This window comes from Citricoccus sp. CH26A (assembly GCF_000224415.1).
Taxonomy (GTDB): domain Bacteria; phylum Actinomycetota; class Actinomycetes; order Actinomycetales; family Micrococcaceae; genus Citricoccus.
This window is the reverse complement of sequence record NZ_AFXQ01000032.1, coordinates 13,290-31,368: the sequence shown is the minus strand read 5'-3', so window position 1 is coordinate 31,368 and position 18,079 is coordinate 13,290. Positions and strand designations below refer to the sequence as shown.

Sequence of the window (18,079 nt, the reverse complement as noted above, 5' to 3'; positions counted from 1 at the left end):
GTCTACGGAGGAGGCGGATGTGGTGGAGTCGTCCGGAGTATGCATCGAGTTCCTCAAGGCAGGGCCCCGACCGATGCCCGCACCCATTCGGGTACACCTCGGCCAGAGCAGTGTCTGGCCGAAGGTCTCGCTCGCCCGGACGCACGGTCCGGGTGGGGCGCCGGGCCTCCCATACAAGGAGGCCAGCATGTCGACGCGCCGCTTCAACCACCCCTGACGGGGCGGGCGGGAACTACTCCCCTTCGACCAGACCAGTCTACCGACAGCTCACCCGGGTGAGGGGAGCAGGTAACGAGAGATGCACCACCCGCCGAAGCGCCCGGACGAGGAAGGCGGTCAAACCCCCTGGGGCCCCCCGCGGGCCCCGTCACTGCCAGGATGACGGTAGTTGACGCTACAACCAGTCGACGGGTATCGTATTGGTTGAAGCTATAAGCAATTGGGTGGCGGGACCTCCTCGCCGCTGCCCCGACAGTGCACAGATCAACAGAAACGACTCCATGACTTCTCAGGTTTCCTCCCCCGTCACCCGGTCCACCCTCGCCCGCACCATCCTGCGCCTCGCCCTCGGCGTGGTCTTCTTCGCCCATGGCTGGCAGAAGATCTTCGAGTACACCGTCCCCGGCACCCAGGCGGCCTTCTCCGAGATGGGGGTGCCGGCGGCACAGCTGGTCGCACCCGCCGTCGGCTTCCTCGAGCTGCTGGGCGGTGCCGCCCTGGTCCTCGGCATCCTGGTCCGTCCGGTCGCGGCACTGCTGACCCTGAACATGCTCGGGGCCCTGTTCCTGGTCCACGCCCCCGCCGGCCTCTTCGCCGAGCAGGGCGGATACGAGTTCGTCCTGGTGCTGGCAGCCGGGGCAGCCGCCCTGGCCGTGGCCGGAGCCGGCCGCCTCTCCCTTGACGCCCGGATCTTCGGACGCAGCCAGAACCCCACGCTGGCGGCCCTCGCCTGAGCGACGACGGCTGACACGCCACAGTGACGGCGCCCGGCACCCGCACCCGCGGATGCCGGGCGTCGTTGCCGCGTAAGGGAACGGTCGAGGAGTCGACCAGGGGCGACCCGGGCCGGCGTCGATCGCCCGCACACTCCTCCGGGTGACGGCATTCAGGGCCGGGAGGGTTCGTCATCGTAGCGGGTGTACGCGACGGCCAAGCGCTCGTCCGGGTCCAGCCGGGACAGGATGGCCGTGGTGATGTCCTTGAGCTGACCCACCTGCTCGTGACTCAGCACGTCGAAGACGTGCTCGCGCACGGTGGCAGCATGCCCGGTGGCGGCAGCCCGCACCGCGGCCCAGCCCGCCTGGGTGAGGGAGGCGTTGATGGCCCGGCCGTCCCCCGGGCAGGGAGTGCGTGCCACCAGCCCGCGCTCCTCGAGCCGGCGCACCACATGGGACAACCGCGGCAAGGTGGCATAGGTCCGCGCCGCGAGGTCCCGCATCTGCAGGGTGTGGTCGGGCGCCTCGGAGAGCATGGCCAGCACGAAGTACTCGAAGTGCATGAGGTGCTCGTCCCGGCGCAACTGGCCGTCCAGTACCCCCGGGAGCAGTTCCACCACCGCCACCAGGCGCACCCAGGCGGCCAGCTCGTCCCCAGTCAGCCACGGTTCCTCCGCCATCACGCCTCCCCATCACCATGCACGAATAGTTGTTCCTACAAGTCTATCGCGCTACGGTCTTACTTGTATCAACAATAAATAATCTTCTGGACCGCCGGCCTCGGCCCCGGCGCGGCGCCCAAGACGCGTGGCGGGGTCGGGCTCTACCACCTGGCCTGGCAACTGGACACCGTCGAGGAACTCGCCCAGGCGCGTCAGGCCCTGATCGAGGCCGACGCCTATACCGGCCAGTCCAGCCACGGTGCCACCAAGAGCATCTACGGGGCGGACCCGGACGGCAACGAGTTCGAACTGATGTGGATGTTGCCACGGCAGTACTGGGGTGCCTACGAGCACACCGCCCCGGTCGAGCCCCTCGATCTCGAGGCCGAACTCGAGCGCTGGGCCGGGGTGGGCACCGCCGGCCGCATCACCATCGACACCGCGGAGGACCGCACGTGAGCGGGGCCTTCGACACCCCCACCGTCACCTGGCACGGACCCGACGCGGCCGACCGCCCGCTCGTCGTGCTGCTGCACGGCCGCGGCGCCGACGAGACCGGCATCATCGACCTGGCCAGGCACCTTCCCGCCGGCGCGGTGTACGCCGCCGTCCGTGCCCCGATCCGATCCGGGAGCGGCTACGCCTGGTTTGCCAACCGCGGCATCGGCCGCCCGCTCGCCGAGTCCCTCGACGAGGTGATGGCCTGGTTCCGGCTCTGGCTCGATGACGTGGCACCGGCCGGGCGTCCGGTGATCCTGGTCGGCTTCAGCGGCGGCGCCGCCTTCGCCGGGGGACTCCTGCTGGCCGATCCCCAGCGGTTCGCCGGCGCGGCGATCCTGTACGGGACGTTGCCCTTCGACGCCGGCGTCCCGACCTCCCCATCCCGGCTGACCGGGGTGCCGGTCTACGTCGCCCACGGCGAGACGGACACGGTGATCCCCCGGGAGCTCCTGGACCGCACCTGGCACTTCCTGCTGATCGAGTCCGGGGCATCCGCCACCACCCGCCGCGACCCGGGTGGCCACGCCATCACCTCCGACACGATCACCGGGTTCGGCGACTGGATCTCCGACCTGTTGTGAGACTGACGCGACCGCGGCCCCTCGCGGTCGACCGGACCACCCCTGCGGGATGGCGACGTCCTGATCCACAGGCTTCTCGCCGCACCAGACCGGCGGCAGTGGCCCGTCGTCGAAACGCCAGAGGGTCCTGCCGATTCCGGCAGGACCCTCTGGCATCGGTACGCGAGACCAGACTCGCGCACCGTTCACATCACTTCAGCAGCTCGCGGGCGGCCTTGACCCAGGCGTTGGTGACATCCTCGGCGAACTGGATCTGGGTGGTGGCCGCGTCGCGGACCCATGCGACCCGAGCGGCACCGACCATCTGGCGCTGCAGGTCGAAGACGTTCTTGGCGGCGACCTGGTAGGCGTCCACACCGACACGGCTGACGGTCTTCGACGAATCGACCACGGCGGAGTTGATCTCCTGGAGGCGCTCCGCGTTGTCCCCGGCGCGCTGAGCGGCTTCCTGGGCCAGCTCGGCCACACGCTCGGAGTTCTCCTCGAACCGCTGCGTGGCCTGCTCCATGAGTTCGGCGGCCTGCTGCTGGGCCGGTTCGGCAGTCTTCGCGACCGGGGCGGCGGCCGGGGCCGGAGCAACGGTCCGCACCGGCGCGACCGTCTGGACCGGGGCAGGAGCCTGGACCGGGGCAGCCGTCTTCGCGGGAGCGGCAGCCTTGACCGGAGCGGCAGCCTTGGCCGGGATGGCCTTCACCGGAGCGGCCTTGGCGGGAGCGGCAGCCTTGGCCGGAGCGGTCTTGGCGGGGGCGGTCTTGGCGGGAGCGGCAGCCTTGGCCGGAGCGGCCTTGGCCGGAGCGGCAGCCTTGGCCGGAGCGGCCTTGGCCGGAGCGGCGGTCTTGGCGGGAGCGGCAGCCTTGGCCGGAGCGGCCTTGGCGGGGGCGGCAGTCTCGGCCGACTCGGTGGCAGTCTTCGCCTGCTCGGCGGCAGCCTTGGCCTTGGCCTGGGCGACGTTGGCCTTGTTGGCGGCAGCGTTGGCCTTGGCCTGCTCGGCGGCGGCCTTGGCATCGTCGGCGGCCTTGGCCTGCTCGGCGGCGGCCTTGGCCTTGGCCTGCTCGACGTTCGCCTTGTTGGCGGCCTCGTTGGCCTCGGCCTGGGCGGCGGTGGTGGTGGCGTTGTTGGTGTCAGCAGCCATGATGTCTCCTTATGTTGATGCATATGGCAGCAATTTCCCTGCCTGCGTTAACAAAGTTAGCAACCAGCTGCTAACACTAGCAACCCGGGCAGGGCCCGCCCCCGCACACCGGCCCCTCACGCCCCGGGAGCCCCACGGGCCTCACCACCTCCGGCCCGGACGCCCCGGGGAGAGAACCAGGCCTCTGGACCGTAGACGTGTCCAGTGGGGGCCGCGGTGGGCGGGCTCAGCGGCTCCCTGGCCGATGTGGGCATCGACGACTCCTTCATCAAGCGCATCCGCGAGACGGTCACCCCGGGCACGTCGGCACTGTTCCTGCTGACGAGTGGCGCGGTCATGGACCGGGTGACGGAGCACTTCACCGGCACCAGGTTCGAGCTGGTGGAGACGAACCTCAGCCGTGAGGACGAGGACGCGCTCCGGCAGGCCTTCGCCCCGGAGTGACCACCGCACCGCCCCAGTCCCTCCTCCCTCCCTCACGCCCGGGGAGGGGCCCCGTCATCGGGATCGGCGGCGGGGTTCGAGGGACCCTGGCCCCGTGCAGCGGGTGCGCCCTGGGCACGGCGCAGGCCGATCTGCACCGCCCCGAGGAAGACCTTGATGACCACCCCGAGGAGCACCACCCCGGTCACCATCTGCACGATGACGACGGCCCGTGCGGGTTCCGAGACCGCGGCGATGTCCCCGAACCCGACCGTGGCCAACGTGGCGATGGTGAAGTACAGGGCGTCGGTGCGGTCCAGCGGCTCGGTGAAGGCGTCGGCGTCCCGTCCGGACATCGTGTAGTAGGAGCCGGCGAACAACACGATGTACAGCGGGATCGAGGTGGCCAACGACTCCACGGCGCGCAACCGCGGCGACGGTGCGTTCATCACGGCCCGGACCTGCCAGATGACCAGGACGGTCAGCGCGATGAGGCCCACCACGAGCCCGGCGACGTTGCCACCGCGGTCCAGGGGCAGCAGGTAGTAGACGGTCAGCAGGGCCGCCCCGGTCAGGAACGGTCGCAGCAGCGTCAACGGTCGCAACCGCCGCCAGTCGGCAGGCACCCCGAGCATGCTCATGGACGGCCCGTGTCCCGTGGCCCGCGCCGGGTGGCGGCGTTCAGGCCACGGCCCGGCGGATGTTCTTCTTCTCGACTCTCTTGTCCCACCAGCGGGTGAGCACGAGGTAGCCCAGGATCCACGTCCCGAGAGCCGTGACGATCCAGACCAGCAGGGTGGTCAGGATCCAGGCCGTGACGCCGGAGATGACGAGTCCCCCCGGGAAGAGGGTCGCGATCCAGAGGGCCAGCAGGGTGGACACCAGGCCCACGCCGCCGAGGATGGCCGAGGCATACTGCCGGGCCATGTTGAACACGAACGGGCCCAGGACGGCCTGCCCGATCACGAAGACGAGCACGGCCACGACGAACCCGGAAGGCTGCAGTGTGACGCCGTCGATCAGCGACCCGGCCAGCAGCAGCCCGATGGCCGCCATCACCACGTTGATGGCGGCCTGAAGCAGCATGCGAATCATGACGATCCCCTGTTCCTGGGTCCCGGCCCCCTGGGCTTGCGCCGGTCGCGGCCCGCTGTTCAGACATGTGGCGCAAACCCCTCTGACGACTCCATGAGAGACCCGGCGGCGACCGCGGTCAAGGGCCAGCCGCTCGGTCCCCCGGCCCGGCGCCGTTCAGCGGTGGTCCGCCCGGACCGTCCTGCCCGTCCGGGCGAGAACCTGTTCCTGGCGGGAGGCATCCGCGGGCACCTCGACCCCCTTCTTGAAGATGCCCGGGGCATAGGCCGCCTCACCGTAGCCGTCCACGGCGGCGTCCACCTCGGCCAGTTCCTCCTCGGTGAGCCGGTGGTCCTGTCCCTGGGAGGTGGCCAGGTCCCACCGGTGCACGATCAGGTCCATCCCGTAGAAGTCCATGAGCACCTGGCCGACCGTCGAGTCACCGAAGGGGGTCTCCAGGGGCCGTGACACCAGGTCCTCGTCGCCGACCAGGGCTGACATGGCAGCGACGTGGTGGTTCCACTGCTCGGCCGGGGTGCCGGGCACCAGCGGGATCTCGCGTCCCTGCCGGCCCATGAACTCCCGGTGGCTCTGCATCAGGTGGTCCACGATGTCCGTGGCGGTCCAGCCCTCGCACGGGCTCTGCGCCTGCCAGTCGGTGACGGAGTTGATGACGTCGGTCAGTGGTTCGGAATGACGGCCCCAGGTCTCGGCGAGTGTGCTCATGAGGATATTGTGCTCAGTTCCCCGGCCCACTGGGAAGGCTGAGCTCCAGCCGCTCCCCCCGCCACCCCGAGCGCAGCCAACGGTCATGGCTGGCGATCACCACGGCGCCCGGGTAGTCCGGGACCGAGGCCTCCAGCCGGGTGGCCAGCAGCAGCGAGAAGTGGTTGGTCGGCTCGTCCAGCAGCAGAACCCCCGGCGGATCGGCCAGCAGCATGGCCAGGTCCAGGCGCCGGCGCTGCCCCACGGACAGCACGCCCACCGGTTGGTGCTCGTCGCGTGCGGTCAGCAGTCCGAACGTGCCGAGGGGCACCCGCTCGGCCGTCTCGATGCCGACGGCGGCCCGGTACGCCTCCGCCACGGTCGCCTCCGGGTCCATGGTCCTGGGTTCCTGGCCGAGCATCCCGACCGGCCGGCCCCCGGCCCCGTCGGACCGGGCCGAGACCGAGCCGGCGTCGGGTTCCAGGTCACCGGCCAGGATCCGCAGCAGGGTGGTCTTGCCCGCCCCGTTCGGCCCGGTGACCAGCAGCCGGGACCGCGCGCCCAGCGCCACGGACACCGGGGCGAGCCGCCCGGCGAGTCCCGCCCCGGTGGCCACCAGCACCGGTACGGACGACGCCGGCCGGCCACCGCGGCCGTCCGGCCCGCCTCCCGCGGTGGCCGCGGCAAGGCCGGTGAAGCGCAGCACGGGCGGGGGCCTGCGGACCTGGGCCCGCTCGAGGCGGGCCAGCGCGGTGGCGGCGTCGTTGACCCGGCGCCGCACGACCGTGGCGTTGCGGTCGGAGTAGAACTTCTGGGCCATCTTCCCCTCGGTGCGCGGCGGGCGATCCGCATGGCCGACCGTGTGGTTCAGCGCCACCTGGCGCCGCAGCCGCCGCAGTTCCTCCTGTTCCTCCCGGTAGCGCCGTTCCCAGCGGGCACGCTCATCGATCCGGTGCAGCAGGTACTGGGTGTAGGTGCCGCCGAACCGGGTGACGCCCACGCCGGCACCCCCGCCGATCCCGTCTGCACCGTCCCCACCGGCCGCGTCGGCGTCCCGGTGGGGCCCCGGGGCGGGGTCCAGGTCGAGCAGGGTGGTGGCCGCCTCGTCGAGGAAGGCGCGGTCATGACTGACGATGAGCACGGGTCCAGACCAACCGGCGAGCAGGTCCACGAGCAGGGCGGTGCCGCGGTCGTCGAGGTGGTTGGTCGGCTCGTCCAGCAGCAGGGTGTCCGGGCGCCGCAGCAGCAGCCAGGCCAGCGACAACCGGGAGACTTGCCCGCCGGACAGCTCACCGGCCCGCCGGTCCCGGGGGATCGCGGCCAGGCCCAGTCCCTCGACGACCCGGTCGACGACGTGCCCGACGTCCCAGGCCCGGGTGCGGGCGGCCTCGGCCAGGGCGCGGTCATAGGCCGTCGCAAGACGGTCACCGGGCGGCCGTTGCCCCACCGCGAGCGCCTCCGCGAGCCGGGCGACCTCCTCCACGAGGTGCCGTTGCGGCGCGGTGGCCTGGGCGAGCACCTGCTCCACGGACAGGGTCAGCTCGAAGGCCGGCTGCTGGTGATAGAGCCCGGTGCTGCCGGGTGCGCTGATCCGGCCGGCGTGGTCGTCGTCGAGGCCGGCGATGATGCGCAGCAGGGTGGTCTTGCCGGTGCCGTTCTCACCGATGAGGCAGGCGCGCTCGCCCGAGGAGACGGTGAAGCTGATGTCGGTCAGGACGCGGCGGTCCGCGAAGGACCGGGAGACGCCGTCCACCACGAGGTGATCGGCGCCGCCGACGGTCGAGGGTGCGGCGAGCCGTGCCGCGGCAGAGGGTCCCGAGGGACGAGGGGTCGGGGAGGTCATGACGGTCCTGGTGCGGTCGGTCGGATCCCGCCGGGCGGCTCGGACGCAGCCTCGGTCGCGGGACGGAGGGGACTCAGGACCTCATGGCAGTCAAGGGTACGGCTCAGTCCCGTATCCGGTCCACCCTGTGCCGCAGGGCCACGGCCCCGCCGGCGAACCGCTGCTCGCCGATGAGCTCGAGGTCCAGTCCCAGCCCGGCAGGGAACACCGCCAGCCCCCCGCCGATGACGATCGGCAGCAGTACCTGGCTGACCTCGTCCACGAGCCCGGCGCGCAGGGCATAGGCGGCGATGGTCGGACCACCGATCAGCAGGTCGCCCGCGGCCTCGGCCTTGAGCCGGCGCACGGTCGCGGGATCGAAGTGGCGTTCCAGCGTGGTGCGCCGGGTGCTGGCCCTGTCCAGCGTCGAGGAGTAGACCACCTTGTCCGCCCTCTGCCACGCCCGCGCGAACTCGGCGGTCACCGGGGCGGATGAGGCCAGTTCCGGGTCGTTCTCCCACGGGGTCATCAGTTCGTAGGTCCGGCGCCCGTACAGGTGGACGGCGACGCCGGCCAGCTCGTCATTGGCGTACTGGTGCACCTCGGCGTCCGGCATGGCCCAGGAGAAGTCCCCCGCCTCGTCGGCGATGTACCCGTCCAGGGAGGCGATCACCGAGTAGATGAGCTTGCCCATCGTTCAGTCCTCCTGTTCCGAGCCGAGTCCGGCGAGCGCGGTGCCCCCGGGGCCGTCACCGTGGGCCAGTCCGGCCGGTTCGTAGGCGGCGTACACCACCCCGCGGGGGAAGACCTTCCCGTCGATGCGCCGCAGCCGCGGGGCATCGAAGCCGTCCGGGAAGAAGGAGCGCCCGCGGCCCTGCCAGGCCGGGTGGGTGAACATGCGGAACTCGTCCACCAGGGCCGCCTCGATCAGGGCGTGCGCCAGGTGGATACTCCCGGTGACGACCACGTCACGGCCGTCCTGCCGCCGCAATTCCCGGACGGCCTGGAGGGGGTCACCGCCGATGACGGTCGTGTTCTCCCACTGCGGGTCGGTCAGGGTCGAGGAGACCACGCGCTTGTCCGCCCGGTCCAGGGCCTCGGCCACTCCGGTGGTGTCATCCGCCCGGTGCGGCCAGTAACCGCGGAGGTCCTCGAAGGTCTGCCGGCCCAGCAGCAGCACGTCCTCGCCGGCCGTCTGGCACCGCATCTCCCGGACCAGCTCCGGGTCCTGGTCGGTGGGATCGAACCAGTCGTCGAGCATCTCGATCCGCCCGTCCAGGGTCATGTTCTGCGTGATGACGATGCGCATGGATGGTCCTTCCGTCGGCGCCGCAGGGGTCGCTGGCACCCTCTCCTCGTCCCACAGTAGGGAGGGCCGTCGCGTCCGGGAACACCCGGTCGCACCGGGCCGGGGGTTCAGCTGCCGCGGGACAGGATCGCCGCGACCGTCTCGTCGTCGACGGCGGCGAAGTCCCGGTAGTGGGCCCCGACGGCCCGGAATCCCCGGGGGGTGGCCAGTACCTCGATCTCGTCAGCCTCACCGCTCATGAGCATCGAGTCCACGGTGGTCCGCGAGGCCACCGGCACGGCCAGGACCACGCGCGCCGCCCCGAGGGCCCGGGCCACCCTGCAGGCCACCCGGGCGGTGGAACCCGTGGCGATGCCGTCGTCGACGATCATCGCGGTCTTGCCCGTGAGGTCCAGTGGCTCCCGGCCGGCACGGAAGAGCAGCGCCCGGCGATCCAGGGTCTGCTGCTCGCGGCGTTCGACCAGCGCCAATTGCTCCTGCGTGACCCCGAAGTGCCGGATGGTGCCCTCGTCCTGGAGCCGGACGCCCTGCTCACCGATGGCACCCATCGCCAGCTCCGGGTAGGACGGCACCCCCAGCTTGCGGACCATGATCACGTCCAGCGGTGCGCCCAGTTCCCGGGCCACCACTTCCGCGACCGGCACCCCGCCGCGGGGCAGGCCCAGCACCACGACGTCGGCGTGCCCGGCCCAGCGCGGGGCGAGCCGCGCTGCGAGCTGGGCACCGGCGTCGTACCTGTCCTGGAATTCCGGCACGTCCCCTCCCTGGGATGGGCTGCGGGTCGCCCCCAGCGTAGGCGCGCCGGACGCGGCACAGGAAGGGTCCCCGGACACCCGACGGTCACGAGAACGGCCGGGATGACCCTGTCTGTCGCGATTCACGCCATATTTTGCATACAAAGCATATGTTTGACTACACTGTGATCGCAATCACACGAGAATAGCCGTTGCCGTTGAGGTGTGGCGGGAGAGTCCCGTCCGGCACCACCGGTCGGGCGCCGTAGGAGCAATTCCTCCCGGGAAACTCTCAGGCCCCCGCACCGCCGCACCGAGGCACATCTGGAAAGTAGCGCGGTCTTCACCGTGCTCGCCGAAGGAGCAAGTCCCGCCCCGCCCGGGTGGGATGGAAACTCTCAGGCCGTGCAACAGATCGGGGAGGAATCTACAGACGACGCGAGAACGATCGCAGACCCCAGGAGTTCCCCGGATGACGAATGCACGTGCATGCCCTGGTCTCGCCCCGGGCGGCGAGGCCTCCCTGGCCGGACGCCCCACCGGCGCCGGCGCCGCGGAGGAGCACCGGTGCGCCAAGATCGCCCAGGCCGCGGCCACCGGACTGATGGCACACCGGGACGTCGAGGACGCCCTCGTCCGCATCGACGGCCCCCGGCGCGCGCCGCGACTGTGGATCGAGTGCTTCCTGTCCCCGCACGCCGATGTCACCCGCACCACGGAGGTGGTCGTCGGCGTCCGGGAACAGCTCGAGGCCATGCTCGACCTCACCTTCGACACCGTCGAGATGACCATCCGGAACGTCACCGTCCCGGGGTAGGCCGGCATCGGCTACCTCCGGGTGGCCACCGTCAGCAGGTACTCGATCTCGAAGCGCGCCTGGTCCTCGGTCCCCACGTTCGCCTCGTCGAAGAAGGCCTGGAACGCCTGGTCGAACTCCTCGGCGCGGCCCTCGCGCTCGGCGTTCTTGCGGACGGTGATCGTGGGGCCGTAGGACGCCTTGAAATGCTCGGCGAACTCGCGCGGCGTGCCGAAGGCGGTGACCTCGAGGATGCCCCGGCTGGCGGAGTCCACCGCCACCCGATCACCCAGCAGGGCGCGCTGGTGCTCCTCGGTGCCCCACAGCGGCGCCGGCTGCACTCCGGGCGGGGGCGCCGGGGCAAAGGGCTTCATGGTGCGGAAGAGCCCGCCCACCACGCCCTCGGGCGTCCAGCTCAGCAGGGCGATCGTCCCACCGGGCCGGCACGCGCGCACGAGCTCGTCGGCGGCCTCCTGGTGGTGGGGGGCGAACATCACGCCGATCGAGGACATCACCACGTCGAAGGAGGCGTCCTCGAAGGGCAGGTGCTCGGCATCGGCCTCCACCCACTCCAGGTCGAACCCCTGCGCCTCTGCACGCAGCCGTCCTGCGTCGAGCAGCTCGGGAGTGAGGTCGACGGCGGTGACCCTCGCCCCCGTGGCCGCTGCCGGCAGGGACGCGTTGCCAGTGCCGGCGCCGACGTCCAGGACGCGCTGGCCGGAGGTGACGCCGGCGGCCTCGACGAGTCTCGGCCCGAGGGGGAGCAACCACGTCTCGACCATGCCCGGGTAGTCACCCGAGGCCCACATGGTGCGGTGCCTGGACTTCAGTTCGCGGTCGGCACCGGGTTGGCTTGCTGTCTGGCTCATGACGGATTCTCCGGAGTCACTGGGATGTGCTGGACGGCCGGCTCGCCAGGGCGGGGACGCTCACCCACCGGTGGCGGGTCATGCGGCACCAGTATCCCACCGGGGGCGTCCGGCAGACAGGAACGAGGCGCTGTCCGCCCCGCGGACTGAGCCCGGGGAAGCGCCGGGACGGGGGCCGGGGACCCCCTGATCTCCTCCTGCCCGGTGACCCTCCCTGACTACACTGGATCGGTGACGATCCTGGACGCCCTGCTCGCCTTCACCGTGGTGGCCGGCCTGCTGACCCTGGTGCCCGGACTGGACACCGCCCTGGTGCTGCGGTCCTCGCTGACCCGGTCCCGCGCCTACGCGTGGGCCACCGCCACCGGGGTCGCCACCGGGGCCGTGGTGTGGGGCATCGCCGCCGCCGTCGGGGTCTCCGCCCTGCTCGCGGCCTCGGAGCTCGCCTACCGCGTGCTGACGGTCACCGGGGCGGCGTACATGCTCTGGCTGGGTGCGTCGATGATCTGGTCCTCGTTCCGCGGCACCGGGAGGGACCCGGTGGACGCTGCCGTGACGGGTGCGGCCTCCCCGGACGAACCGGGGGGCTGGGGCGCCGGCTCCCCGGTGGCTGCGGACCCTCCCTGGCGCGGCTGGCTGACCGGTGCCGGCACCAACCTGCTCAACCCCAAGGTCGGCGTGTTCTACATCGCCACCATCCCGCAGTTCCTCCCCGACGGCGTCTCGCCCCTGGTGATGGGTGCGGCCCTGGCCGGGGTGCACGCCGCGCTGACGATGACCTGGTTCGCCGTGCTCATCATCGGGGGCGGTTACGCGCGCCGCTGGCTGTCCAGCCCGCGGTCCCTGGCCGCCATCGACCGGGTGACCGGCCTGGTGCTGATGGGCTTCGGCGGCACCCTGCTGGCGGACGCCCTCACCGGACCGGCCCCGGCCGCCGCCCGTGGATGACCGTCCGCCGGTGCTGTCGGCTGCAGGCCGGGGTGTCTGAACCACGTCCACGAGCCTCCCGATGAACCGGTGCGGGGAACCGCCGGGAGGAGTACATTGCGGTGCAATCACGCGCTCGGACCACCGGCGCGGGGAGCCAGCGGTCAGGCCGGGGGGCCTGGACAGGAGGTCCATCGGTGCAACGGACCCGCGCGGGGATCGCGTCACTGCTCCCCCTGGTCCTGCTGACGTCCTGCTCGGCGCCGGAGAGTTCGCACTGCGTGCTGGACCCGGGGCGGATGCCCGAGGGCTGGCGCCCCTCCGGCACGGTGCAGCAGGCCCTGGTGGCAGAGGCCTGGTCCGCGACCGAGTCCGGGGAGGCGGCCTTCTCGGTGCGCAGGGGCATCGAGGAGATGGTCGACCTCTACGAACGGCGGCCGGGGGCCGCCGAGGACCTCTGGGAGGACTCCGTGGCCTCCCTGATCGAGGTGACGTACGCGAGCGCCAACACCGCCGACGTCGACCAGATGGCCCGCGACGGCGCACGGGAGAACCTCACGGACCTGGTCCAGCCCTTCCTGGCCCGCGATCCGGGGGCGCTCCCGTGTTCCGACTACGGATCCGTCCTGCCGCTGGCCCTCCACGCGCACAACCAGTACCAGGCGAACGACGCCCGCGTGGGGCACATGGTCGACCTCGCCAACGCCGCCCTCACCCGGTGCGACTCGCTGTCCGCCGCGATGGAGCTCGACTACGAGCCGATGCTCGCCTCCGGTGAGGCCTCCCTGGAGGACGCCTTCGACCTGGTGATCTGGACCCTGCTCCTGATCGAGGCACAGGTCGTCCCCGGCCTGGACGTGCCGCCCGAGGCCCGTGACCTCCCCGCCAGGGCATGGCGCTTCCTCCAGGACTATCCGCTGCCCGGGGCCGCGGAGTTCCCGGACGGGGCCGAGGACGGGACGTTCATCGAGACGGCATACCTGGCCACGCACATCGCCTACATCCCCACGGGCAATCATCGGTACCCGATCTACGTGGAGGATGCACCCACCGTGTACGACTTCCACCGGGAGAACTTCTATCCCGTCCTGCAGATGGGCGAACTCGACCTGGTGGCCGAGTTCGTGGACTCCCTGCGCCAGTACGGGTGCACGGCGGAGAACGACCTGCAGGTGCGGGACGGGACCCGTTACCTGCTCAACGTCTTCCACGCCGGCGGCGACCGGTGGATGACCTACCGCGAACCGGGGGAGACGACCGCGGACGCCGATGACTACGACCTGGTCCACAAGGCCTGGACGGCCGTGCTCGGGGTGCGGGAGCGCGAGATCGAACCGCCCGATCCGGGCACCTACGGTGGGGTGGTCCGCAGCTGGCTGCCCGCCCCCGGGTGACCGCGACGGCCGGGTACGGCTGGCCGCTGCGCGTCACCCCCGGCCGTACCAGCGCGCGATGTCCGGGGAGTCCGGCCATCCCGCGTAGGTCTCGCCCTGCGGCCACCCCTCGGGCACGTCCTGCCACTGCTCCTGCCGGCCGTAGGGCAGCGCGTCGATCAGTGCGAACGCGGGGGAGAACTGTTCGATCCCCCGCCCGGTGGTGTGCCAGGTGCGGTAGACGTCCGCACCGTCGCGCAGGAACACGTTGAGCGCGAACCCACCGCCCGGCGGGGCGTCGACGTCGGCCCCGAAGTCGCTGTGCGCCGTCGAGTACCAGGTCATCTGGTTCCCGACCTTGCGCCGGTAGGCGAGTGCCTCGTCGATCGGACCCTGCGTGACGACCACGAACCGGGCGTCGTAGTTGTCGAGGAAGTCCAGGCGGGTGAACTGCGAGGTGAAGTAGGTGCAGCCACCGCACTGGAACTCCGCGCCGGGCTCCCACATGTGGTGGTAGGTGATCAGCTGGCGCTTGCCCTCGAAGACCTCGGCGAGGGTGATCGGGCCGAAGGCTCCCTCCAGCGTGTACGGGGGCAGCTTCACCGCGGGCATCCGGCGCCGCTGGGCGGCGATCGCGTCGAGCTCGTGCGTGACCGCCTTCTCCCGCCGCCGCAGGTCGTCGAGCTCGGCCTGCCACGTCGCCCGGTCCACGACGCGCGGCAGGGCGGGAGCCCGGTCCTGGTGCTGGACCGATTCCGTGACGGACATGGTGTCCCTCCTGGGTTCAGGCCGGGGCCACCGCGGTCCCGGTGATGGGACCACGCTAGGCCGGGCGTGACCCACCGGGCATCTCCGTTCCTGCGGGATGCGGTCGGCGGGGTGGGTCGGTTCCGGCCCGGCCCGGAGCGGGCCCGCCGCTCAGCCGCGCACGTCGTGCAGGTGGTGCTCCATCTCGTGACCGATGTACTGGCCGAGTGAGGCGACGGTGAACTCCACCCCGTCCGAGCGGCGGCCCGTCCGGTCCCGGGCCCCGGCCGGCACGGATTCCAGGACGCTGACCGTGCGGCGCGTGGTCCGCCCCAGGTCCTCCCACGTGGTGCCGGGGTCCGCTGCCCAGTAGGCGAGCTTCACCGCCATGGCATCCCCGTCCCAGTCGGCGAACTCCGGGGCCTCCTGGTCACGGATCGCCTTCACGCGTTCGCCCAGCAACCGGACCATGTCCCGCACGTGGCAGGCGTACTCGAGCGGGGACCACACCTGCTCCGAGGGTCGCTGCGCCGCGTCGGGACGCTCGAGGACCGCCCGCCATCGCTCCGTGCCTGCGCTGATCCGCCGGGCCGTCTCGGCCGCATCGAAGGGCCGGAAGCCGCACTCGTCGCAACCGTCGGTGACGACGAAGGTCCAGTCGCGGTCGTCGCCGGGGGCAGGGGCAGGTGCCTGGGAGTTCATGCCCCCATCCTGCACCCGTGGTCCAACCCCGTCGAGGTGCGCCGAGGTGCCGGGTCCAGCGCTGGGTACGCTGACAGCGTGAGCACCCCAGAGACCGGCCGGCCCACGGGCCGGCCCGCCGGACTGCCCTCCCTCGACGCCTCCGGCATCGAGTACACCCTGACCGAGCACGGCCCCGTGTCCTCCCTGGCCGAGGCGGCCGCCGCCCGCGGGGTGGAGCCGGACCACCTGGTGAAGACGCTCGTGGTGCGACGCGGCGAGGGTGACTACGTCTTCGTGCTCGTCCCCGGCACACGCGCGATCGCCTGGCCCAAGCTGCGTGCCACGCTGGGCGTCAACCGCCTGTCGATGCCCTCGGCCGAGGAGGCCCGCGCGGCCACCGGTTATCCGCGCGGCAGCATCACTCCCTTCGGCTCGACGACGGCCTGGCCCGTGGTCGCGGACCTCACCCTGCGCGGGCGGACCGTCTCCATCGGCGCCGGCGCACCGGGTGCGGCCGTCACCGTCGACGCCGACGCGCTGATCGCGGTCCTGGCGGCCGACGTCGCCGACGTGACCGAGCCGGAGCCCGGAAGCGCGTCCCGCACGCCTCGGCCGAGCACGAGGAGACCGTGACGGGCGGCCGGCCGGGGTGGCGGCGAGCGGAGCGGGGGCGGGCGGACCGGCATCGCTGGTCCCCGCCCCGGACGTGCTGGAGACTGGGGTCGTGAGCCCGCAGGAGGACGTTCCACCGCACGAGGAGTTCCGGCGAACGATCCTCGACCTGCTCTCGCGCCGCCGGGAAGGTGCCACGATCTGCCCGAGCGAGGCGGCCCGGGCCGTGGCCGGCCCCGGGAACGACTGGCGCCCCCTGATGGACGAGGCCCGCTCCGCGGCCGCCGGCCTCGTGGAGGCCGGGGAGGTGGTCATCACCCAGCGCGGCGAGGTGGTGGACCTCGCCGCGGCCCGCGGACCCATCAGGATCCGCCGGGCCTGACGCCCCCAGGACCCACCGGCCGGGTGCGTTCAGGCCGCCTGGCTCACTCCGACTCCCGTTCCGCCAGGCCCGCGTTCCGGCGTCGCAACCGCCGCGCCGTCGGCAGGACCGGCACGAGGAGGAGCCACGAGTACGCCGCGAGTTCCGGGCTCACGAACGCCACGGGCACGCTGCCGAGGAAGACCGCGGGCACCGGCCAGGCGCCGTGCAGCACGTACCGGTACAGCTCGGCGTCCACCTCGGGAGCGATCAGCGCGGCCCGCCAGGCATGCCGCCAGATCAGGCTCAACGTGATGTACACCCCCGCCGTCACCACCGCGTAGAGCACCACGGGCCAGGGGGAGGTCCTCCCGCCGTAGTCGCTGAGCAGGCTCGTGGGCATGGGGAGCAGGGCGATGAGGAACAGCAACGCCAGGTTGAGCCACTGCAACCGCACGTCGTACCGGCGGATGACGGTGAACTTGCGGTGGTGATTCATCCAGGCGGTCCCGATGACCGTGAAACTCAGCACGTAGGCGAGGAATTCCGGCAGGTGGGCCGCGAGGGCCCGGTCGACCTGCTGCGGGTCGAGGTCACCGGGCAGGATCAGTTCCAGCACGAGCAGGGTCATGGCGATGGCGAACACCGCGTCGCTGAAGAAGACCATCCGGTCCAGGGACGTCCCCGAGCCGAACAGGCTCCGGTGTCGCTCGGCCGGCGACCCGCCTCGTGCCGGACTGACCGGGGCCCTCGTGCGCGCCTCACCGGACGGGGACGCGACGACCGTTGACCCGGTCGCCCCCCGGGGCTCCCCCGCCGGCGGGGCCTCGAGGGGTGACGCCTCCGGCACCGCGACCGTCCGCAGGTCGACGATGGGCAGGTCCCCGTCCGTCTCGATCGCGTCCCCGCCCCCGTTGCGGGCGTGATACCCCGTGGTGAAGTGCCTGACCACGTGGACCGCGGCGCCCGCCGAGCGCAGCGCCGCGACGACCAGGTCCCGTTCCTCGTCCGTCCGCTCGGCCACCTTGTGCGTGATCTGCAGGGTGAACAGGGACAGCCCCACCCGGCGGTCGAAGGTGGCGGCCCCGACCAGGTCGGCGTCGAAGCCACCGGGCAGCGTCCAGCCGGGTGGACAGGCCCAGAACCGCACGTGGTGCCGCTGGGCTGGGCTGCCCGCCACCTCGCGCTCGAACGCCAGGTCCTGACGGCGGCCGAACACGAACAACGGGCTCACCGGGGCCGCCGGGTAACTGCGGCGGAGCAGGGACGCCCGGGTGATGCCCCACCCCGTGGACAGCTTCAGCGGATCCGCGGCGGTCCAACCGGCCGCGCGCAGTGCCGCGGCCAACTGCTCCGCCGTCCCCAGGACGGCCAGGTTGACCGGGTCTCCCAGCAGCCCATCGGCCGTCCGGGCCCTGCCGATGAAGTAGTCGGGCACGTAGACCCGGGCCAGCACGCGGTTCAGCTGCGGCAGCAGGACGTATGCGCAGAGCACCCAGAGGAGCAGGAACCCCCAGACCAGGCGGCCATGGGTGTCGAATTCCTCGAGTACCAGGTGGTAGACGCCCAGGCCCACGAGGGCGGTGACCACCAGGCGCACCACCCGGTGGCACCACAGCAGGACGGTGGCGCGGGCGCTGTGGTGTCCCGACGGTTCCGGACCGTCGGGAGACATCCGGTGGCTGCTCTGCGTGTCCATGGTCTGGCCGGCCCTGCCGGCCCCGGCTCGGGGCCGTGCGGTCACCCTATCGGTCGCCGCGGGCCACTGCACCCCTCGCTCGACGCCGGGGCCGGAGGTCGTCCTGACGCGGCACGAGTCCCGCCACCGGGCC

At 71.9% G+C, this 18,079-nt stretch carries 22 protein-coding genes and 1 riboswitch; of the genes, 9 read left to right on the top strand and 13 right to left on the bottom strand.

Annotated features, from left to right (window positions below; all coding sequences use genetic code 11):
• Positions 1 to 500: 500 nt before the first annotated feature.
• Complete coding sequence (locus tag CITRI_RS0114230) at positions 501 to 953, top strand: DoxX family protein (protein WP_010145581.1); 453 nt, start codon at positions 501 to 503, stop codon at positions 951 to 953.
• Between the two features lie 152 nt (positions 954 to 1,105).
• Here the strand turns inward: CITRI_RS0114230 and CITRI_RS0114225 are convergent, their stop codons facing one another.
• Positions 1,106 to 1,615 (bottom strand): MarR family winged helix-turn-helix transcriptional regulator, encoded by a 510-nt coding sequence (locus CITRI_RS0114225; RefSeq protein WP_010145580.1) that lies wholly within the window; start codon positions 1,613 to 1,615, stop codon positions 1,106 to 1,108.
• A gap of 300 nt (positions 1,616 to 1,915) precedes the next feature.
• Between CITRI_RS0114225 and CITRI_RS19825 the strand changes: the two genes are divergently transcribed.
• Both CITRI_RS19825 and CITRI_RS0114215 read left to right on the top strand, forming a co-directional pair.
• Complete coding sequence (locus tag CITRI_RS19825; RefSeq protein WP_192807916.1) at positions 1,916 to 2,056, top strand: hypothetical protein; 141 nt, start codon at positions 1,916 to 1,918, stop codon at positions 2,054 to 2,056.
• Positions 2,053 to 2,679: an alpha/beta hydrolase gene (locus CITRI_RS0114215; RefSeq protein ID WP_010145579.1), complete on the top strand. Its 627-nt coding sequence runs from the start codon at positions 2,053 to 2,055 to the stop codon at positions 2,677 to 2,679. Before CITRI_RS19825 ends, CITRI_RS0114215 begins: the two co-directional genes overlap by 4 nt.
• Positions 2,680 to 2,869: 190 nt before the next feature.
• Here the strand turns inward: CITRI_RS0114215 and CITRI_RS17970 are convergent, their stop codons facing one another.
• On the bottom strand, positions 2,870 to 3,811 hold the full coding sequence (locus tag CITRI_RS17970) for a hypothetical protein (protein ID WP_010145578.1): 942 nt from the start codon (positions 3,809 to 3,811) through the stop codon (positions 2,870 to 2,872).
• Between the two features lie 216 nt (positions 3,812 to 4,027).
• Here CITRI_RS17970 and CITRI_RS17965 point away from each other — a divergent pair, with 216 nt between their 5' ends.
• Positions 4,028 to 4,255 carry a DUF1269 domain-containing protein gene (locus CITRI_RS17965; protein ID WP_237709081.1) on the top strand — a complete coding sequence of 76 codons (228 nt, stop codon included), beginning with the start codon at positions 4,028 to 4,030 and terminating at the stop codon, positions 4,253 to 4,255.
• A gap of 32 nt (positions 4,256 to 4,287) precedes the next feature.
• Here the strand turns inward: CITRI_RS17965 and CITRI_RS17960 are convergent, their stop codons facing one another.
• The 7 genes from CITRI_RS17960 to CITRI_RS0114170 all read right to left on the bottom strand — a co-directional run bounded on the left by CITRI_RS17960 (position 4,288) and on the right by CITRI_RS0114170 (position 9,899).
• A complete protein-coding gene (locus CITRI_RS17960; RefSeq protein ID WP_040386540.1) occupies positions 4,288 to 4,875 on the bottom strand; it encodes a potassium channel family protein in 588 nt (195 codons plus the stop codon).
• Between the two features lie 40 nt (positions 4,876 to 4,915).
• On the bottom strand, positions 4,916 to 5,320 hold the full coding sequence (locus CITRI_RS0114195; RefSeq protein ID WP_010145575.1) for a phage holin family protein: 405 nt from the start codon (positions 5,318 to 5,320) through the stop codon (positions 4,916 to 4,918).
• Positions 5,321 to 5,485: 165 nt separating this feature from the next.
• The gene (locus CITRI_RS0114190) at positions 5,486 to 6,034 is read right to left on the bottom strand and encodes a maleylpyruvate isomerase N-terminal domain-containing protein (protein WP_010145573.1); all 549 of its coding nucleotides are present in this window, start codon (positions 6,032 to 6,034) and stop codon (positions 5,486 to 5,488) included.
• Between the two features lie 13 nt (positions 6,035 to 6,047).
• Positions 6,048 to 7,856, bottom strand: coding sequence for an ABC-F family ATP-binding cassette domain-containing protein (locus CITRI_RS0114185; protein WP_010145572.1), 1,809 nt, complete (start codon positions 7,854 to 7,856; stop codon positions 6,048 to 6,050).
• 103 nt (positions 7,857 to 7,959) lie between these two features.
• The gene (locus CITRI_RS0114180; RefSeq protein WP_010145571.1) at positions 7,960 to 8,529 is read right to left on the bottom strand and encodes a dihydrofolate reductase family protein; all 570 of its coding nucleotides are present in this window, start codon (positions 8,527 to 8,529) and stop codon (positions 7,960 to 7,962) included.
• 3 nt (positions 8,530 to 8,532) lie between these two features.
• Entirely contained in the window at positions 8,533 to 9,144 is a 612-nt protein-coding gene (locus CITRI_RS0114175) for a dihydrofolate reductase family protein (RefSeq protein WP_010145570.1), read from the bottom strand.
• A gap of 107 nt (positions 9,145 to 9,251) precedes the next feature.
• On the bottom strand, positions 9,252 to 9,899 hold the full coding sequence (locus CITRI_RS0114170; RefSeq protein ID WP_010145569.1) for a phosphoribosyltransferase: 648 nt from the start codon (positions 9,897 to 9,899) through the stop codon (positions 9,252 to 9,254).
• 198 nt (positions 9,900 to 10,097) lie between these two features.
• Positions 10,098 to 10,196, top strand: a riboswitch (glycine riboswitch).
• A gap of 154 nt (positions 10,197 to 10,350) precedes the next feature.
• Between CITRI_RS0114170 and CITRI_RS0114165 the strand changes: the two genes are divergently transcribed.
• Complete coding sequence (locus tag CITRI_RS0114165; protein WP_010145568.1) at positions 10,351 to 10,695, top strand: hypothetical protein; 345 nt, start codon at positions 10,351 to 10,353, stop codon at positions 10,693 to 10,695.
• An 11-nt stretch (positions 10,696 to 10,706) separates the two neighbouring features.
• Here the strand turns inward: CITRI_RS0114165 and CITRI_RS0114160 are convergent, their stop codons facing one another.
• On the bottom strand, positions 10,707 to 11,543 hold the full coding sequence (locus tag CITRI_RS0114160) for a class I SAM-dependent methyltransferase (protein WP_029139361.1): 837 nt from the start codon (positions 11,541 to 11,543) through the stop codon (positions 10,707 to 10,709).
• A gap of 231 nt (positions 11,544 to 11,774) precedes the next feature.
• Here CITRI_RS0114160 and CITRI_RS0114155 point away from each other — a divergent pair, with 231 nt between their 5' ends.
• Together CITRI_RS0114155 and CITRI_RS0114150 are read left to right on the top strand one after the other, a co-directional pair.
• Positions 11,775 to 12,491, top strand: a complete 717-nt coding sequence (locus CITRI_RS0114155; protein ID WP_010145566.1) for a LysE family translocator — start codon at positions 11,775 to 11,777, stop codon at positions 12,489 to 12,491.
• A gap of 176 nt (positions 12,492 to 12,667) precedes the next feature.
• On the top strand, positions 12,668 to 13,864 hold the full coding sequence (locus tag CITRI_RS0114150) for a hypothetical protein (RefSeq protein ID WP_010145564.1): 1,197 nt from the start codon (positions 12,668 to 12,670) through the stop codon (positions 13,862 to 13,864).
• Positions 13,865 to 13,897: 33 nt separating this feature from the next.
• Here the strand turns inward: CITRI_RS0114150 and CITRI_RS0114145 are convergent, their stop codons facing one another.
• Together CITRI_RS0114145 and CITRI_RS0114140 are read right to left on the bottom strand one after the other, a co-directional pair.
• Positions 13,898 to 14,611, bottom strand: coding sequence for a DUF899 family protein (locus tag CITRI_RS0114145; protein ID WP_010145563.1), 714 nt, complete (start codon positions 14,609 to 14,611; stop codon positions 13,898 to 13,900).
• Positions 14,612 to 14,761: 150 nt separating this feature from the next.
• Positions 14,762 to 15,292, bottom strand: a complete 531-nt coding sequence (locus CITRI_RS0114140; protein ID WP_010145562.1) for a DinB family protein — start codon at positions 15,290 to 15,292, stop codon at positions 14,762 to 14,764.
• A gap of 78 nt (positions 15,293 to 15,370) precedes the next feature.
• Between CITRI_RS0114140 and CITRI_RS0114135 the strand changes: the two genes are divergently transcribed.
• Positions 15,371 to 15,907 (top strand): aminoacyl-tRNA deacylase, encoded by a 537-nt coding sequence (locus CITRI_RS0114135; protein WP_010145561.1) that lies wholly within the window; start codon positions 15,371 to 15,373, stop codon positions 15,905 to 15,907.
• A 91-nt stretch (positions 15,908 to 15,998) separates the two neighbouring features.
• Positions 15,999 to 16,268, top strand: coding sequence for a DUF3253 domain-containing protein (locus tag CITRI_RS0114130; protein WP_010145560.1), 270 nt, complete (start codon positions 15,999 to 16,001; stop codon positions 16,266 to 16,268).
• Positions 16,269 to 16,311: 43 nt separating this feature from the next.
• On the opposite strand, the gene CITRI_RS20335 is transcribed toward CITRI_RS0114130, so the two are convergent.
• A complete protein-coding gene (locus tag CITRI_RS20335) occupies positions 16,312 to 17,946 on the bottom strand; it encodes an LssY C-terminal domain-containing protein (protein ID WP_237709080.1) in 1,635 nt (544 codons plus the stop codon).
• Positions 17,947 to 18,079 lie beyond the last annotated feature (133 nt).

Bases quoted from the DNA above. Each gene is read 5' to 3' on its own strand.
- CITRI_RS0114230 (WP_010145581.1), top strand. From the start codon at position 501: ATGACTTCTCAGGTTTCCTCCCCCGTCACCCGGTCCACCCTCGCCCGC.
- CITRI_RS0114225 (WP_010145580.1), bottom strand. From the start codon at position 1,615: ATGGCGGAGGAACCGTGGCTGACTGGGGACGAGCTGGCCGCCTGGGTG.
- CITRI_RS19825 (WP_192807916.1), top strand. From the start codon at position 1,916: ATGTTGCCACGGCAGTACTGGGGTGCCTACGAGCACACCGCCCCGGTC.
- CITRI_RS17970 (WP_010145578.1), bottom strand. From the start codon at position 3,811: ATGGCTGCTGACACCAACAACGCCACCACCACCGCCGCCCAGGCCGAG.
- CITRI_RS17960 (WP_040386540.1), bottom strand. From the start codon at position 4,875: ATGAGCATGCTCGGGGTGCCTGCCGACTGGCGGCGGTTGCGACCGTTG.
- CITRI_RS0114195 (WP_010145575.1), bottom strand. From the start codon at position 5,320: ATGCTGCTTCAGGCCGCCATCAACGTGGTGATGGCGGCCATCGGGCTG.
- CITRI_RS0114190 (WP_010145573.1), bottom strand. From the start codon at position 6,034: ATGAGCACACTCGCCGAGACCTGGGGCCGTCATTCCGAACCACTGACC.
- CITRI_RS0114185 (WP_010145572.1), bottom strand. From the start codon at position 7,856: ATGACCTCCCCGACCCCTCGTCCCTCGGGACCCTCTGCCGCGGCACGG.
- CITRI_RS0114180 (WP_010145571.1), bottom strand. From the start codon at position 8,529: ATGGGCAAGCTCATCTACTCGGTGATCGCCTCCCTGGACGGGTACATC.
- CITRI_RS0114175 (WP_010145570.1), bottom strand. From the start codon at position 9,144: ATGCGCATCGTCATCACGCAGAACATGACCCTGGACGGGCGGATCGAG.
- CITRI_RS0114165 (WP_010145568.1), top strand. From the start codon at position 10,351: ATGACGAATGCACGTGCATGCCCTGGTCTCGCCCCGGGCGGCGAGGCC.
- CITRI_RS0114160 (WP_029139361.1), bottom strand. From the start codon at position 11,543: ATGAGCCAGACAGCAAGCCAACCCGGTGCCGACCGCGAACTGAAGTCC.
- CITRI_RS0114145 (WP_010145563.1), bottom strand. From the start codon at position 14,611: ATGTCCGTCACGGAATCGGTCCAGCACCAGGACCGGGCTCCCGCCCTG.
- CITRI_RS0114140 (WP_010145562.1), bottom strand. From the start codon at position 15,292: ATGAACTCCCAGGCACCTGCCCCTGCCCCCGGCGACGACCGCGACTGG.
- CITRI_RS20335 (WP_237709080.1), bottom strand. From the start codon at position 17,946: ATGGACACGCAGAGCAGCCACCGGATGTCTCCCGACGGTCCGGAACCG.